Annotated in this window: 9 protein-coding genes and 1 rRNA gene; all 10 read left to right on the top strand. The window is 67.8% G+C overall.

The features are described 5' to 3' along the window. Positions 1–96: ribosomal RNA gene (gene rrf, locus H6A23_RS08525) — 5S ribosomal RNA — on the top strand; the annotation flags it as partial. Between the two features lie 568 nt (positions 97–664). Further along, positions 665–3259: an AfsR/SARP family transcriptional regulator gene (locus H6A23_RS11725; protein WP_204831766.1), complete on the top strand. Its 2595-nt coding sequence runs from the start codon at positions 665–667 to the stop codon at positions 3257–3259. Between the two features lie 114 nt (positions 3260–3373). Then, on the top strand, positions 3374–6235 hold the full coding sequence (gene secA, locus H6A23_RS08515; RefSeq protein WP_204831765.1) for a preprotein translocase subunit SecA: 2862 nt from the start codon (positions 3374–3376) through the stop codon (positions 6233–6235). Then, positions 6235–7353 (top strand): peptide chain release factor 2, encoded by a 1119-nt coding sequence (gene prfB / locus H6A23_RS08510; RefSeq protein WP_204831764.1) that lies wholly within the window; start codon positions 6235–6237, stop codon positions 7351–7353. The genes secA and prfB overlap by 1 nt, the downstream gene beginning before the upstream one ends. Next, positions 7350–8225, top strand: a complete 876-nt coding sequence (locus H6A23_RS08505) for a YitT family protein (protein WP_204831763.1) — start codon at positions 7350–7352, stop codon at positions 8223–8225. Before prfB ends, H6A23_RS08505 begins: the two co-directional genes overlap by 4 nt. A 170-nt stretch (positions 8226–8395) precedes the next feature. Next, the gene (ftsE, locus tag H6A23_RS08500) at positions 8396–9406 is read left to right on the top strand and encodes a cell division ATP-binding protein FtsE (RefSeq protein ID WP_204831762.1); all 1011 of its coding nucleotides are present in this window, start codon (positions 8396–8398) and stop codon (positions 9404–9406) included. Then, positions 9393–10319 carry a permease-like cell division protein FtsX gene (ftsX, locus tag H6A23_RS08495; RefSeq protein ID WP_204831761.1) on the top strand — a complete coding sequence of 309 codons (927 nt, stop codon included), beginning with the start codon at positions 9393–9395 and terminating at the stop codon, positions 10317–10319. The genes ftsE and ftsX overlap by 14 nt, the downstream gene beginning before the upstream one ends. 167 nt (positions 10320–10486) lie before the next feature. Further along, complete coding sequence (locus H6A23_RS08490) at positions 10487–12559, top strand: ribonuclease R family protein (RefSeq protein ID WP_204831760.1); 2073 nt, start codon at positions 10487–10489, stop codon at positions 12557–12559. A 55-nt stretch (positions 12560–12614) separates the two neighbouring features. Then, on the top strand, positions 12615–13472 hold the full coding sequence (locus H6A23_RS08485) for a tetratricopeptide repeat protein (RefSeq protein ID WP_204831759.1): 858 nt from the start codon (positions 12615–12617) through the stop codon (positions 13470–13472). Then, complete coding sequence (gene smpB / locus H6A23_RS08480; RefSeq protein ID WP_204831758.1) at positions 13459–13971, top strand: SsrA-binding protein SmpB; 513 nt, start codon at positions 13459–13461, stop codon at positions 13969–13971. The genes H6A23_RS08485 and smpB overlap by 14 nt, the downstream gene beginning before the upstream one ends. The last annotated feature ends 18 nt before the right edge of the window (positions 13972–13989 follow it).

Below are 13989 nucleotides of genomic sequence, written 5' to 3'. Positions count from 1 at the left end.
GAGGCACACCCGGTCCCATTCCGAACCCGGAAGTTAAGCCCCCGAGCGCCGATGGTACTGCGGAGTAGTCCGTGGGAGAGCAGGACGTCGCTGACCAACAAGGGGCATTTTGCGTCGACTGAGCCTGCCGCGAATGAATCTGACGGTTCACTGACAATTTGCTTACCACTTTTTCTTTTATCAACACAAAATAATAGATTATTCCTAATGCCTTTAATGGTATCTTCAGCTTGCTAGTCAATTGGCATGTCTTTTATGAGGCGAGCTGGAGGGCACAATGGCATCACAGAGAACTAATCCAGAAGATTGGGCGGGGTCTTCTCGCGCTGAGCACCTTGAGGAGGAGCTTGACCGCCTGGCCCGCATGCTGTTTGGTGACGGGCAAAGAACGCGCATGATTGGCATTTGCTCCGAGCCCGGGATGGGTCGCAGGGCGCTCGTCACGAGCATCCTTCGCGTGGCGGCGGAGGCCGGCTGCAGGGTTTCACGACATGACGTCACCTCGCGTGATTCCGCGTCTGCCTCCGAGCTTGTGGTGCGGGTTGCCCGGGAGTCCTCACGTCGCGCCGAGCAGTGCATTGCCGCATTTGACGAGCTTCCCCCGTCTGATGAGTCATGCGTCCGGCGACAGGCCCGTGCGCTGAAGCGGATGTGGGAGGCGGGCGTGCACACGGTCTTCTCGCTCGCCCCCGAGGCGAGCCAGCTGCTCGACTCGCTTTCCGAGTGCACGTGCGTCAGCGCCTGCGACCTGATGGTGAGGACGGGGCCCGAGATGGGGGCTGACGCGCTTTCCTATCGGCTTCGCCGGTACACGAGGGGCATCCCCGCACTCGTACGCGCCCTTCCCGATGGCGCTGAAGACCCGAGCTATGATCTGCTGAAGTGCGCTCCTTATTTGGAGTCCCTGCAGGAGCTGGTGGGCAAGGCGCTCCGCCTTACCCTGAGCGATGATGAGCTTCGGCTGAGGCTTGCGATGCTGCTTCTGGGGCACGGCACGACTCGTGATTTGACCCAGGTGTCCGGATGCGCCTCCGATGAGCTCATTGAGGGCCTGAGGACGAATGCGCCCCTGTTTGAGGTGGGCGTCTCCACAGGATCGTTCTCCTGCCCGCTTGATATCGACGACTCCCTTTTGAGGTTGTGCCAGTCGCACCTGAGCGCGGCGTGCTCCCTGTTCCCCGACGTATGTGACGCTGCCATAGGGCTCCTTGACTCGAATGGGAGGTTTGGCCGCGCCGCCGAGCTGTTCGATCTTCCGGGGTCGCAGGAAAGGCGCGGGCTTCTCCTGCTTCATGCCCCGTCATATCTCGATGCGGGCGCGGTCGAGGCCGTCAAGTCCGCGGCGTGTGAGCTCGTCCCATACCCTGACGTCAATCTCCACGAAGGGTTCGTGCGACTCCTCGACGGGGCGGTAGGGGCGTTGGGCGAGGTCTTCGCACCACGCCCCTCGATTGGGCCCGTGCCCCTCGACGAGATGACAACCGAGCTTCTTGACCTCCGCCTTCTCGTGGATGCGAGAGGGGTGCTGAGAGCAGAGGACGCTCCCCTTGTCGACTCATTCGAGCGACTCGACGCTCTGGGGAGGCGCCTCCTCGTTCATCGTGAGGTGTGCGGTCTTCTGGTGGATGGGAGATTCTCGGCGGCGACGAGGCTCCTCGTTGCCAACCCGTGCGGGGGAATGGGGCGCGGCGTGTCCGAGGCGCTGCTGACGCTTGACGCCGAGATGGCGAGGCTTCTGCTCTGTGACCCGTCGACGACGGGGGCTCGGGCGGTGGAGCGTGCGGTCGACGTGCTGTCCGCTCCGGGCCTGGCAGGCCTTGAGGGCTATGTGAGCTGCCTTGACGTGGTCAGGGCCGTCATTCTGTCCGATGACGGGTTCTATCCGGAGGTCGACCAGATTGTCTCGCGCGCCGAGCGGGCGGGCGACCGGCTCGTGCAGGTCCTGTCGCTCGTCGGCGGGACGGTGATAGACCTGCGACGCGGGGCGCTTGCGCGCGCGACGGTGCGCGCGGAGCTTGCGGCGGCGATTGCGAGCGGGGCGCGGCTGGAGTACCTGGCGCGCGTCTCCTCGCTGCTCGGGGAGGTCGCCCGATTCCTGCTTGGCGAGGCGCCGCGGTGTGGCCGAGAGCCCGCGCGCGATGATGACCTGGGGCGGGTATGCGCCCTCGTGAGGGCGGCGATGCTCGCAGAGGAAGATGCGGTGCTTTCTGACGGGGAGGAGGGCCTTGACCCTCCGCGCGATGCGGTCTGGCTGCTTCTGGTCCTCGGGGAGGGAATGGGTGCGCTCTCCGCCCGCCTCGGCGAGATGATGCCCCTCTCGTGGAGGCATGCCCTGACAGTCGCACGGCCGCAGTGGAAGGCGGAGGCTCCGGGCCGCCTCGGCCCATCGGAGGTCGCTCTTGGACCTGGCGTCAGGGGCGGGCGGGGCGGGCACGGCGCACCGATTGAGATACGGCTTCTGGGCGGGTTCTCCGTGACGGTGAGGGGCGAGAGAATTCCCGACAGCCAGCTCGAACACAGGAACGCGAAGTCCATGCTGGAGTACCTTGTCCTTCGGCGCGGGGCAACGGCAAAGCGCTACCAGCTCGTTGAGCAGGTGTGGCCCGACGCTGACTACGGAATGGGGTTCAACCGGGCCTATCAGGCGACGAGCACGCTGCGCGCGGCGATCGCGAGGGTGGATGCGGACCTCGACCCGTTCATTCTGAGCCGCGCGACGAAGGCGGTGTCTTTGGACATGGGGCTCGTATGCTGCGACGTCGACGAGTTCAGGGCCTGCGCCCGGGAGGCGTCTGACAGCGGCGATGACGCGAGGGTCGTTGCGATGGCGCGCCGCGCCGAGAGGCTCTATGCCGGCGATCTCTGCGTTCCGCCGGTTGATGCCACGGGCTACGTCATGGCCATGCGCGACGAGCTGAGGAGGCTGTACGGGGACGCGATGGTCGCGGGGTCGGATGCGGCGCTGCGCCTGGGGAAGAAGCGCACGGCCACGCGGCTTGCGATGAACGCGCTCTCGTCGGACGACATGCGCGAGGACGCCGTCGTGTCCATGGTGCGAGCCCTGCGGGCGAGCGGGAGAAACGTCGAGGCCGACCGGCAGTACCAGCGCTACGCCCGCCGGCTCATGCAGACGGCGCACCGACCGCCATCGAGGCTGCTGAGGCGGGTCGCCGGAATGGGAGAGGACCGCGGCGGGCGTCCCGCCGCCGGTGCGGGCAACGTGGAGATGATTGTTGACGAGCGAAGTTGCGCATCATGAGGTGCGCATTTGGTGAGAGGGTCTTGCCGTCGCCGTCGGCCCACATGCCGACGAGTAAAGTGTTGAAGGCGAGTGTGCGAGGGGGATTGTCCCCCGGAACTAGCAGGGAGTCTCATGCCTAACTTTCTCACAAAGCTGCTCTCCATCGGCTCCGACCGAGAGCTGAAGGAGTTCGAGCGCATCACGGGGCGCGTCAATGACCTGGAGCCCAGGTTCGAGGCAATGAGCGAGGAGGAGCTGCGCGGATGCACGGCGGCCTTCCGCGAGCGCTACGAGCAGGGAGAGACGCTCGACGACCTGCTCCCCGAGGCCTTTGCGGCGGTTCGCGAGGCGTCCCGGCGCACGACCGGCCTCAGGCACTTTGACGTTCAGATCATCGGCGGCATCGCGCTGCACCGCGGCACCATCGCGGAGATGAAGACGGGCGAGGGCAAGACGCTCGTCTCGACGCTCGCGGGCTACCTCAACGCCATCCCCGGCAAGGGCGTCCACATCGTGACGGTGAACGACTATCTTGCGCGTCGTGACAGCGAGTGGATGGGGCAGATCTATCGCTACCTCGGCATGAGCGTGGGCCTTCTGCAGAACGGCATGCGCCTCAACCTCAAGAAGCCTGCCTATGCCGCCGACGTCACCTACGGCACGAACTCCGAGTTCGGCTTTGACTACCTTCGCGACAACATGGTCACGCGCCCCGGCATGAGGGTCCAGCGCGGCCACTACTATGCCATCGTCGACGAGGCGGACTCGATCCTCATCGACGAGGCGCGCACTCCGCTCATTATCTCCGGCGCGGGGACCAAGTCGGCGAGCACCTACAAGGACTTTGCCCGCGCGGTCCGCGGCCTCATCCCCGACGTCGACTTCATGATGGACGAGGCCAAGCACACCATCGCCACGACCGATGACGGCCTCAAGAAGGTCGAGCGGGCGCTCGGCGTCGAGGACATCTACGCCGACGTCTCGGGCCAGCTCGTCAACCACCTCCAGCAGGCGCTCAAGGCCGAGTACATGTTCCACCGCGACCAGCAGTATGTGGTCGTGGACGGCGAGGTCAAGATCGTCGATGAGTTCACGGGCCGCATCATGGAGGGCAGGCGCTACTCCGAGGGCCTGCACCAGGCCATCGAGGCCAAGGAAGGCGTGATCGTCCGCGAGGAGAACCAGACCCTCGCCACCATCACGCTCCAGAACTACTTCCTCATGTACGAGAAGCTCTCCGGCATGACGGGCACCGCCATGACCGAGGACGCGGAGTTCCGCGAGGTCTACCACATCCCCGTCCAGGTCATCCCGCCCAACAAGCCGGTCATCCGTAAGGACCACGATGACCTTGTCTACCGTACGGTCGAGGCGAAGTTCAGGGCCGTCGCGGATGACGTCGCCGAGCGTCACGCGAAGGGGCAGCCCTGCCTTGTGGGCACGGTCTCCATCGAGAACTCCGAGAAGCTCTCCCGCATCCTCGACAAGCGCGGAATCAAGCACAACGTGCTCAACGCCAAGTATCACGAGCGCGAGGCGCAGATTGTCGCCCAGGCGGGTCGCGAGGGCGCCGTCACCATCGCGACGAACATGGCCGGCCGTGGTACCGACATCCTGCTCGGCGGCAATGCCGAGGAGCTGGCGGAGGAGGCGGTGCTGGCGCTCGACTTCGGCGTCGAGCGGGACGTCGTGAAGCGGGTCCTCGCAGCGGGCGACCCGCGTCGGCTGACCGTGGAGGGGCTCGCCAAGCAGGGAGTCGAGGTCGAGCGCGAGGTTCTTCTCGCCATTGCAGAGGAGCGCGAGAAGGCCCTCGAGGCCGCCAAGGCGCGCTGCGAGGTGGAGAAGGAGCACGTCCGCGCCGCGGGCGGCCTGTGCGTTATCGGCACCGAGCGCCACGAGAGCCGACGCATCGACAACCAGCTGCGCGGCCGCTCCGGCCGTCAGGGGGACCCGGGCGAGACGCAGTTCTACCTCTCGCTCGAGGATGACCTCATGCGTCTTTTTGGCGGCGATCGCATGGACAAGATCTCCGCCATGATGCAGCGCTATGACATGCCCGACGACATGCCGATCCAGGCGAAGATGGTCACCAAGGCCGTCGAGAGCGCCCAGCGCAAGGTCGAGGAAGTCAACTTTGCGATGCGCAAGAACGTCCTCGACTACGACAACGTCATGAACACGCAGCGTCAGGTCATCTACGAGGAGCGCAACAAGATTCTCGACGGCAAGGACCTGATGGAGCGCATCGACGAGGTTACCTACGACACCGTCCAGCGCGAGGTCGCGACCTACTGCCCCGAAAGCGCGAAGCGCGAGGACTGGGACCTGGAGGGGCTTTCCAAGTGGCTCGGCGAGCTCACCGGCAGGAAGGACGTCCCCGACGCGTCCGGATGCGCGGGGGAGGGCGAGGTCATCGAGCTCGTTGACGAGTTCGTCGACGGGTGCTTTGCCGAGAAGGCCAGGCGGCTCGGCGACGAGGCGATGCACGCGCTCTCGGCGCAGGTCATGCTTCGCGTGATCGACACGCGCTGGATGGCCTACCTCCAGGAGATGGACTACCTCAAGACGGGCATCGGCCTGCGCGGCTTTGGCCAGCGCGACCCGCTCGTCGAGTACAAGAGCGAGGCGTACGCCGCCTTCTCCGAGCTCGTCAACACGATGTACGAGGACTTCCTGCGCACCATCCTACGCATCGAGGTCGTGGTGCGCCAGCCCGCCCCGCAGGCGACGGCCACCGATGAGGAGCCTGCGGAGCTCCGCGGGGCGCAGTACTCCGGTCCGCGCGAGGTCGATGGGGACCAGGGCGAGCGCCGCGTCGCGGCCCCGCGCCACGCGGCGCCCTCGCGTCCCGGCGCTCCCGCCGCGGGCGCGTCCAAGGCGCGCACCTACCGCAAGTCGGACGACCCCGACCCCTATGTGGGCGTGGGCCGCAATGACCCCTGCCCGTGCGGCAGCGGCAAGAAGTTCAAGAACTGCCACGGGAGGAACCGCTAGTGGCTGACGTCGCCAAGTCGAACTTCGAGGCTCTCGCCGCGAGGCTCGAGGAGGTCGAGGGGTACCTGCGTCTCGACGAGAAGCGAAACAAGATCGCCGAGCTCGAGGCGAGAAGCGCGGAGCCCGGCTTCTGGGACGACGCCGACGAGGCGCGCTCGGTCATGGGCCAGCTCTCCGCCGCGCGCGACGACGTCTCCGGCATGGAGGCGGCGCGCGCGAAGCTCGAGGACGCCGTGGCGGCCTATGAGCTGGGCGACGAGACGGGCGATGACGACCTTCTCGCCGAGTCCGCCGAGCTCGCCTCCTCCCTCGAGCAGGACCTCTCGGAGCTCGAGCTCTCAAGCTGGTTCACCGACGAGCTCGACCACGGCGACGCCATCGTGACCATCACGCCGGGCCAGGGCGGCCTCGAGGCGCAGGACTGGTGCGAGATGCTCTTCCGCATGTACCAGCGCTACTGCGATCGTCGCGGCTGGAAGGTCACCGTCAACGATGCGGTGCCCGGCGAGGCCATCGGGCTCGACCGCGCCACGTTTACCGCGAGCGGGAAGAACGCCTACGGGATGCTTCGCGCCGAGCAGGGCGTGCATCGCCTCGTGCGCATCTCGCCCACCGACGCCAAGAAGCGCCGCCAGACCACCTTTGCCGGCGTGGAGGTGCTCCCCGTCCTCCCGGACGACATCGAGGTCGAGATTGACCAGAACGACCTGCGCATCGACGTCTATCATGCGTCCGGCCACGGCGGCCAGGGCGTCAACACCACCGACTCGGCGGTGCGCATCACCCACCTCCCCACGGGCATTGTGGTCACCTGCCAGAACGAGCGCAGCCAGCTCCAGAACAAGGCGTTTGCCATGAGCGTGCTCAGGAGCCGCCTCTACGAGATGGAGCTCGCCCGCCGCGCCGAGGAGCTCGACGAGCTGCGCGGTCCCAAGCGCGACATCGGCTTTGGCAACCAGATCAGAAGCTACGTGCTCTACCCGTACCAGCTCGTGAAGGACCTTCGCACCGGCGTGGAGACGGGCAACGTGGAGTCCGTGCTCGATGACGGCGACCTCGACCCGTTTGTCGTGGGCTATCACCGCTGGGTGGTGGGCGGCGGGGAGCAGGCCTCGTGAGCCGCGTTCCGTGGCGCACGGCCCTGCACGATGCGGCGCTTATCGTCACGGGGTCACTCGTGTTCGCCATAGGCGTCGACGTCTTTGAGATTCCCCACGGCCTCGCGGCGGGCGGGGTGACCGGCCTCGCGACGGTCTTCTCGGCCATCGCGGACTCGCTTGGGGTGCGCCTTCCCGTCGGCCTGCAGACCATCGTCATGAACGCGCTGCTGATGACGCTCGTCGTCCGCTCGGGCGACAAGGGCTACATCGTGCGCACCGTGGCGGGGATCATCGCGTGCGGCGTCCTCACCGACGCGCTCGTCCCCTTCCTTCCGACGCACGTCGGGGAGAGCGACCTGCTCCTCTGCGCCCTGTGGGGCGGGGTCATCACGGGCGTTGGGCTCGGCCTGGTCTTCCGCACCGGCGGCAACACCGGGGGCACCGACATCGTCTCCCAGCTTTTGGCGAGAAAGACCGGCATGCCGATGGGGACCGCCGTCATCATCGTGGACGGCGTCATCATCGCCTTCTCCGCCACGGTCTTCTCGGTCGAGCAGGCGCTCTACGCCGCGGTGGCGATGTTCATCTGCGGGAAGGTCATCGACGCCGTCGTGGACGGCCCGCGCAGCGCCCGCGCCGCCTACATCATCTCCACCGAGCATGCCGAGATAGCAAACAGGATCCTCTACACCCTCAACCGCGGGTGTACCGAGCTCCAGGCGCGCGGCGTGTGGAGCGGGAACAGCCGACCCGTCCTGCTCTGCGTGCTCGGCCGCTCCGAGAGCATGCGCCTCAAGCAGCTCGTGGCCGAGATTGACCCCGAGGCCATCGTCATCATCTCCGAGGTGCACGAGGTCTTTGGCGAGGGCTTCAGAAGGATCGAGGGCTGAGCGGACGCCATGACAAAGGTGACAGGGGAAACTGTCAGGTTTGGCGCTCCCGCTGCGTGTGGGGAGGTTCTGCTTTATGTTGGGGCTTCTCGTTGAATCTCGGCATCAAGCTGCCCCTTTGTTAAACTATGGGCGTATTTGTCCATAAGAGCACAAGAAAAGGAGCTTCTGTGGCCAGTCACTTTCGCAGCACTGAGCGACAGGGGTCGGAGGACGAGCCACGCGAGTTCGTGAGCGTTCCCGACGAGGCTTCTCAGGCGACGGCAGCGTCTCCTGAGGATACCGGCGCCTTCCTTGCGGCGGGCGGCATCAGCCAGGAGCAGGGCGCCGAGGCGCCCGAGTCCGACGGCCAGCCGCTCGAGGCCGTTCACGTGGTCACCGCGGCCGAGCCCGCGGACCCCACTGAGCAGCCCGGGTTCACCAGCGTGTTCGCTCCCCTTGCGAGCGACGACGCCCCGGCGGTCTCGCGCACCGGCACCCCCACCGTGTCGTTCAAAAACGTCACACTCATCTACCCGGCCCAGCCCAACAAGCCCGCCCTCGACGACGTGAGCCTCGACATCTACCCCGGCGAGTTCGTCTTCATCGTCGGCCACTCGGGGTCCGGCAAGTCGTCCCTCCTGCGCCTCATCACGCGCGAGCTGCGCGCCTCCAAGGGCCAGGTAATCGTTGCCGGACAGGACCTCACCAAGATGCGCAACCGCAAGGTCCCGTACCTCCGTCGCCAGATCGGTACCGTCTACCAGGACTTCAAGCTGCTCCCGGACAAGACGGTCTATGAGAACGTCGCCTTCGCCCTCGAGTGCATCGGCAAGCCCAAGTCGGTCATCCGCGCGCAGGTTCCCGAGGTGCTTCGCCTCGTGGGCCTCGGCGAGCGCATGAAGCACTTCCCCGACCAGCTCTCCGGCGGCGAGCAGCAGCGCGTGTCCGTTGCCCGCGCCATGGTCAACCGCCCGCCGCTGCTCGTCTGCGACGAGCCGACCGGCAACCTCGACCCGGCGATCTCGCTCGGCATCATGAAGCTGCTCGACCGCATCAACCGCGCCGGCACCACCGTCGTCATGGCGACCCACGACCGCGAGATGGTCGACTCCATGCGCAAGCGCGTCATCGCGCTGGAGGCCGGCCACATCGTCCGCGACCAGGAGAGGGGAGGCTACGGCTACTATGGTGCCCTCTAACTTCGGCTACTCGCTGCGCGAGTGCGGCCACCACTTCCGACGCAACTGGACCACGGTGCTCGGCGCCGTCGTCACCATCTTCCTGTCCCTGTTCATCATCGGCCTGTTCGTCGTTGCCACCGTGCTCGTTGACAGCATGCTCGGCGGCGTGGAGGACCAGGTCACGATTCAGGCGTTCATTTCCGACGAGGCCGACCAGTCGGCCGTCAACGCGTACCGCGAGGCCATCGAGGGATGGGACAACGTCGAGTCCGTCGAGTACAAGACGAAGGACCAGGCGCTCGAGGAGTTCCGCACCTCGATGTCCAACCGCAACGCCGCCGACGCGGTGACCGCGCTGGACGGCGAGAACCCGCTGCCCGCCTCGCTCGTCATCAGGATGGTGGACCCCTCGCAGGTCCAGTCCACGGCCGAGCGCATCATGGATGACCCGGAGTTCGCCTCCATCTGCGACGACCCCGAGAACCCCTCGGGCGACGTCCAGTACGGCCAGGGGACGGTCGAGCGCCTCTTCAGCGTCTCGGTCTACATCCGCATCGCCGCCGCCGCGCTCGTGGCGCTGCTCACCTTCGTGGCGTTCGTGTTCATCAACAACACGATTCGCCTCGCCATCACGGCTCGCCGCCGCGAGATCGGCATCATGCGCCTCGTCGGCGCCTCCAACGGCTTCATCCGCGGGCCCTTCATCATGGAGGGCACGATCGAGGCCATCCTCGGCGCGCTGCTCGCCATCGCGGCGCTCGCGGCGGGCGTCCATACCCTGCTGCCCGCGCTCGCCGAGAACCTCTCGTTCCTCTCGTTCGAGATCCCGCCGATGACGCTCTATCTCACGTACGCCAGCCTGCTGGTCATCGGCGTGCTGATCGGCCTGTTTGGTTCGGCCATCGCGATGGGACGCTACCTTAAGGTCTAGGGCGGCCAACCGTTAGGTGGGGAGCCCCCGCCCCTCGCGCAGAGGTGCGCTTTGCGGAACCTCTGCGCGAGTGGCGGGGGCTCCCGGCGTTTGGGTCCTAGGGACCTAACCGCCGGGTTTTTGATGTTGGGTATTCTGGATTGAGAGGGTGACGGGAAGGGGGGCGTATGGGCCGTAAGAGGGCGCATCATGGGAGCAGGCGGCGCGGGCGTGCCGGCGGGCCCCGGGAGCGGCACCAGACGCTCACGGGCCGGCTCGTGGTGTCCCGCCCCGGCGCGGCGCGGGTGGAGACCCAGGAGGGCGCCTTCGAGCTCGTGCGCCACGGTCAGCGCGAGGCGATGAACGGGGACGAGGTCGAGGTCGCCATCGTGAGCGCCAAGAACCGCGCCCCGCGCGTCGTCGTCCGCTCGGTGGTGGCGCGTGCGACGGAGATCTTCCTCGGCCGCTTTGAGCAGGCCGGGCCGCTCGGCGCCGTGGTCCCGCTCGACGCGCGCCTGGGTCACGACTTCTTCGTCGTGCCGGAGGACCCAAGCCCGGGGCGGCTTGGCGTCGCGCCCGGCGACGTGGTGATGGCGAGAATAACCGAGTACCCCACGCGAAAGAGCGCCGCCGTGGTGACCCTCGAGCGCCGCGTGGGAGCCGCGGGCGAGCTCGACCTCAATATGGAGTCGGTGATCGCCTCCTTCGGGCTGCCCGGGGACTTCCCCCCGTCCGCCCTCGCGGCCGCCGGTGGAATTGCGGCGCGCGTGGACGAGGAGCTCGCGGGCAACCCCCGCCGCCGTGACCTGCGCGAGATGCTCTGCGTGACCGTTGACCCCGCCGACGCGCGCGACTTCGACGACGCGGTGAGCGCTCGGCGCCTTCCCGACGGCGGCTACGAGCTCGGGGTGCACATTGCCGACGTCGCGCACTACGTGCGCGCGGGTGATCCGGTGGACAACGAGGCGCGCGCCCGCGGGTGCTCGGCCTACCTTGCCGACCGCGTCATACCGATGCTCCCGGAGCGCCTCTCCAACGACGTGTGCTCGCTGCGGCCCGGGGAGGACCGCCTCGCCATGTCCGTCATCGCCCGTCTGGATGGCCGGGGCAGGGTCGTGTCCGCAAAGGCGATGGCGTCTGCCATCAGGTCCGCCGCACGCCTCTCCTACGACGAGGTCGACGCGCTTCTCGCCGGCCGGGCCGAGCCGGGGGATCTGCCCTGCGCCCCGGAGCGCGTGGCGGACGTCGCCGTTCTTCTCGGCACGCTCGACGAGGTGCGCGGTCTGCGGGAGCTCGTGCGGCAGGAGCGCGGCGCCATCGACTTCTCCACGACCGAGGCCAAGGTGACCCTGGACGAGGCGGGCCATCCCACGGGCGTCTCCGTGCGGCGGCGCACGCGCGCCACCGGCCTCATCGAGGAGGCCATGCTCGTGGCAAACGAGTGCGTGGCCAGGATGCTCGTCGAGAGGGACATGCCGGCCGCCTTCCGCGTGCACGAGCCGCCCACGCCGGATGACCTCAAGGCCTGCGTGCAGCCGCTGCGCGAGCTCGGCCTGCTCGACGGCGCGCTCGCGGGCGGCCTGCTCGCCGGCGAGCCCCATGCGCTGCAGGAGGTGCTTGGCCGCGCGGCGGGGACCGAGGCCGAGGCGGCGGCGAGCGCGCTTCTGCTGAGGGCGCAGCGCAGGGCTGTCTACCTTCCCCACAACGACGGGCACTACGCCCTCGGCGCGGCGGCATACTGCCACTTCACCTCGCCGATCAGGCGCTACCCCGACGTGCTCGTCCACCGGGCGCTCAAGGCGCTGCTCGCCGGGCGGGCCGAGGGGCCCGAGATGCGGGAGCAGGGGGCGGCGCTCCCGCAGCTCTGCCAGTCGTGCTCGGAGCGCGAGCGCGCGGCCGACGCGGCGGAGCGCGCCTCGCAGAAGATTAAGATGGCCGAGCTCTACGCCGGGCACGTGGGCGAGGTGGCGCGCGGCACGGTGTCCGGGTGCGAGCGCTACGGCGTGTTCGTGACCCTGGACGAGACCTGCGCCGAGGGGCTGCTTCCCGTCCGCGCGCTCGGCGAGGAGTGGTTCTCCTATGACGAGGCGCGCCTCACGCTTACCGGTGAGGAGTCGGGTGAGGTGTGGCGGCTCGGCCGGGACGTGACGGTGGAGGTCGCGGGCATCAACGTGGCGCGGGGGCAGATAGACTTCGTGCTCGCGCCGGAGGGGGACCGTCCGCAGAGCGCCCGGCATCCCCGCGTTGGCGGTGGGCGATAATGGGAAGACTAACCACCTAGCATGCGTGCGCGGCGCCCTGCCGCGAGGAGGTCAGATGATCCAGACAGAGATGACGGACGAGCTGGAGCGGGCCGAGGGCCTCATGCTCCAGGGCCAGCCCGAGCAGGCGGCCGAGCTTCTCGCCCGCCTTGCCGAGGACGCCGAGGAGTACGTCGACAAGAACTGCCCCACCACCGACAAGGTCCAGTGGTTCAGCTTCCCCACGCTCTTCGAGCGCCTTGCCTACCGACGCGTCGAGAAGGACCCGCGCGAGCTGCGCGACGTGGGCGAGCCGCTCGACCGCCTCTACGGCGACCTCGCCCTCGCCAGCGTGCAGGCGGGAGACTATGACGCCGCGATGTCGGCCCTCAAGAGCGCCATCCGCTGGAATCCCATGGACTGCGGGTCGCGCCTGAACCTCGCCGACCTCTATCGCGTGGCGGGGGACATGCAGGAGTACCTGGCGCTCACCTACAGCGTCTTCGAGCGGGCGAGCGACGCGCGCCACCTCGCGCGCGCCTTCGTGAACTTCTCCGGCTGGTTCCAGGCCTCCGAGAAGCCGCGCGTCGCGGCCGCGGCCCTGCATGCGGCCCGCGCCCTGGACGTGCGCGACTCCTCGGTAGAGGCGGCGCTCGACCAGGCCGCCGGGACCGAGCGCGACCCCGAGCTCGTCTCCGACGACGAGGTCGAGGCGCTGCTTGCCGCCGAGGGGCTTCCCGACGGGGCCAACGCGGACATCGCCGTGTGCCTGCTCATGTGCGCGAGCGACGCGGCGGCCGCGGGCGCGCGCGACGTGGCGGCAAATCTCACGCTGCGGGCGCGCGACCTCGTGGGCGAGGCGGCCGCAAAGGCCCTCCTCGAGCTCATTCGCGAGAGCGATGCCGCGGAGGGGGACGCCGATGGCGAAGAGTAAGGCGCTGCGCCAGGCGGCCAAGGCGGAGCGCCAGGCCAAGCCGGGCAAGAGGACCATCGCCAAGAACCGCTCCGCCCACCACGAGTACTTCATCGACGAGACCTTCGAGGCGGGCATCGAGCTCACGGGCACCGAGGTGAAGAGCCTGCGCGAGCGCGCCTGCCAGCTCACGGACGCCTTCTGCCTCATCCGCGGCCGCGAGGCGTGGCTGCACGGCGTGCACATCCACCCCTACTCCAACGGCGGCGTGTGGAACGTGGATCCGGACCGCAAGCGCCGCCTGCTCCTGCATCGCCGCCAGATTGACTACCTGGACGCCAAGCTCCGGCAGAAGGGCCTTGCGCTGGTGCCGCTGGAGATCTATTTTGACGAGCGAAACCGCGTGAAGCTGGCCATTGGCCTTGCGCGCGGCAAGAAACTCTATGACAAGCGGGCCGACATGGCGCGCCGCGACTCCGACCGGGAGATCGCCCGCGCCCTGAAGGAGCTCAACCGGTAGTGGGCCAAGCGACTCCTT

Origin of the sequence: Olsenella uli, from assembly GCF_016900775.1 — a bacterium.
GTDB lineage: Bacteria > Actinomycetota > Coriobacteriia > Coriobacteriales > Atopobiaceae > Thermophilibacter > Thermophilibacter uli_A.
Note: the sequence above shows the minus strand (reverse complement) of the source record. Positions and strands in the feature narration are given on the sequence as shown.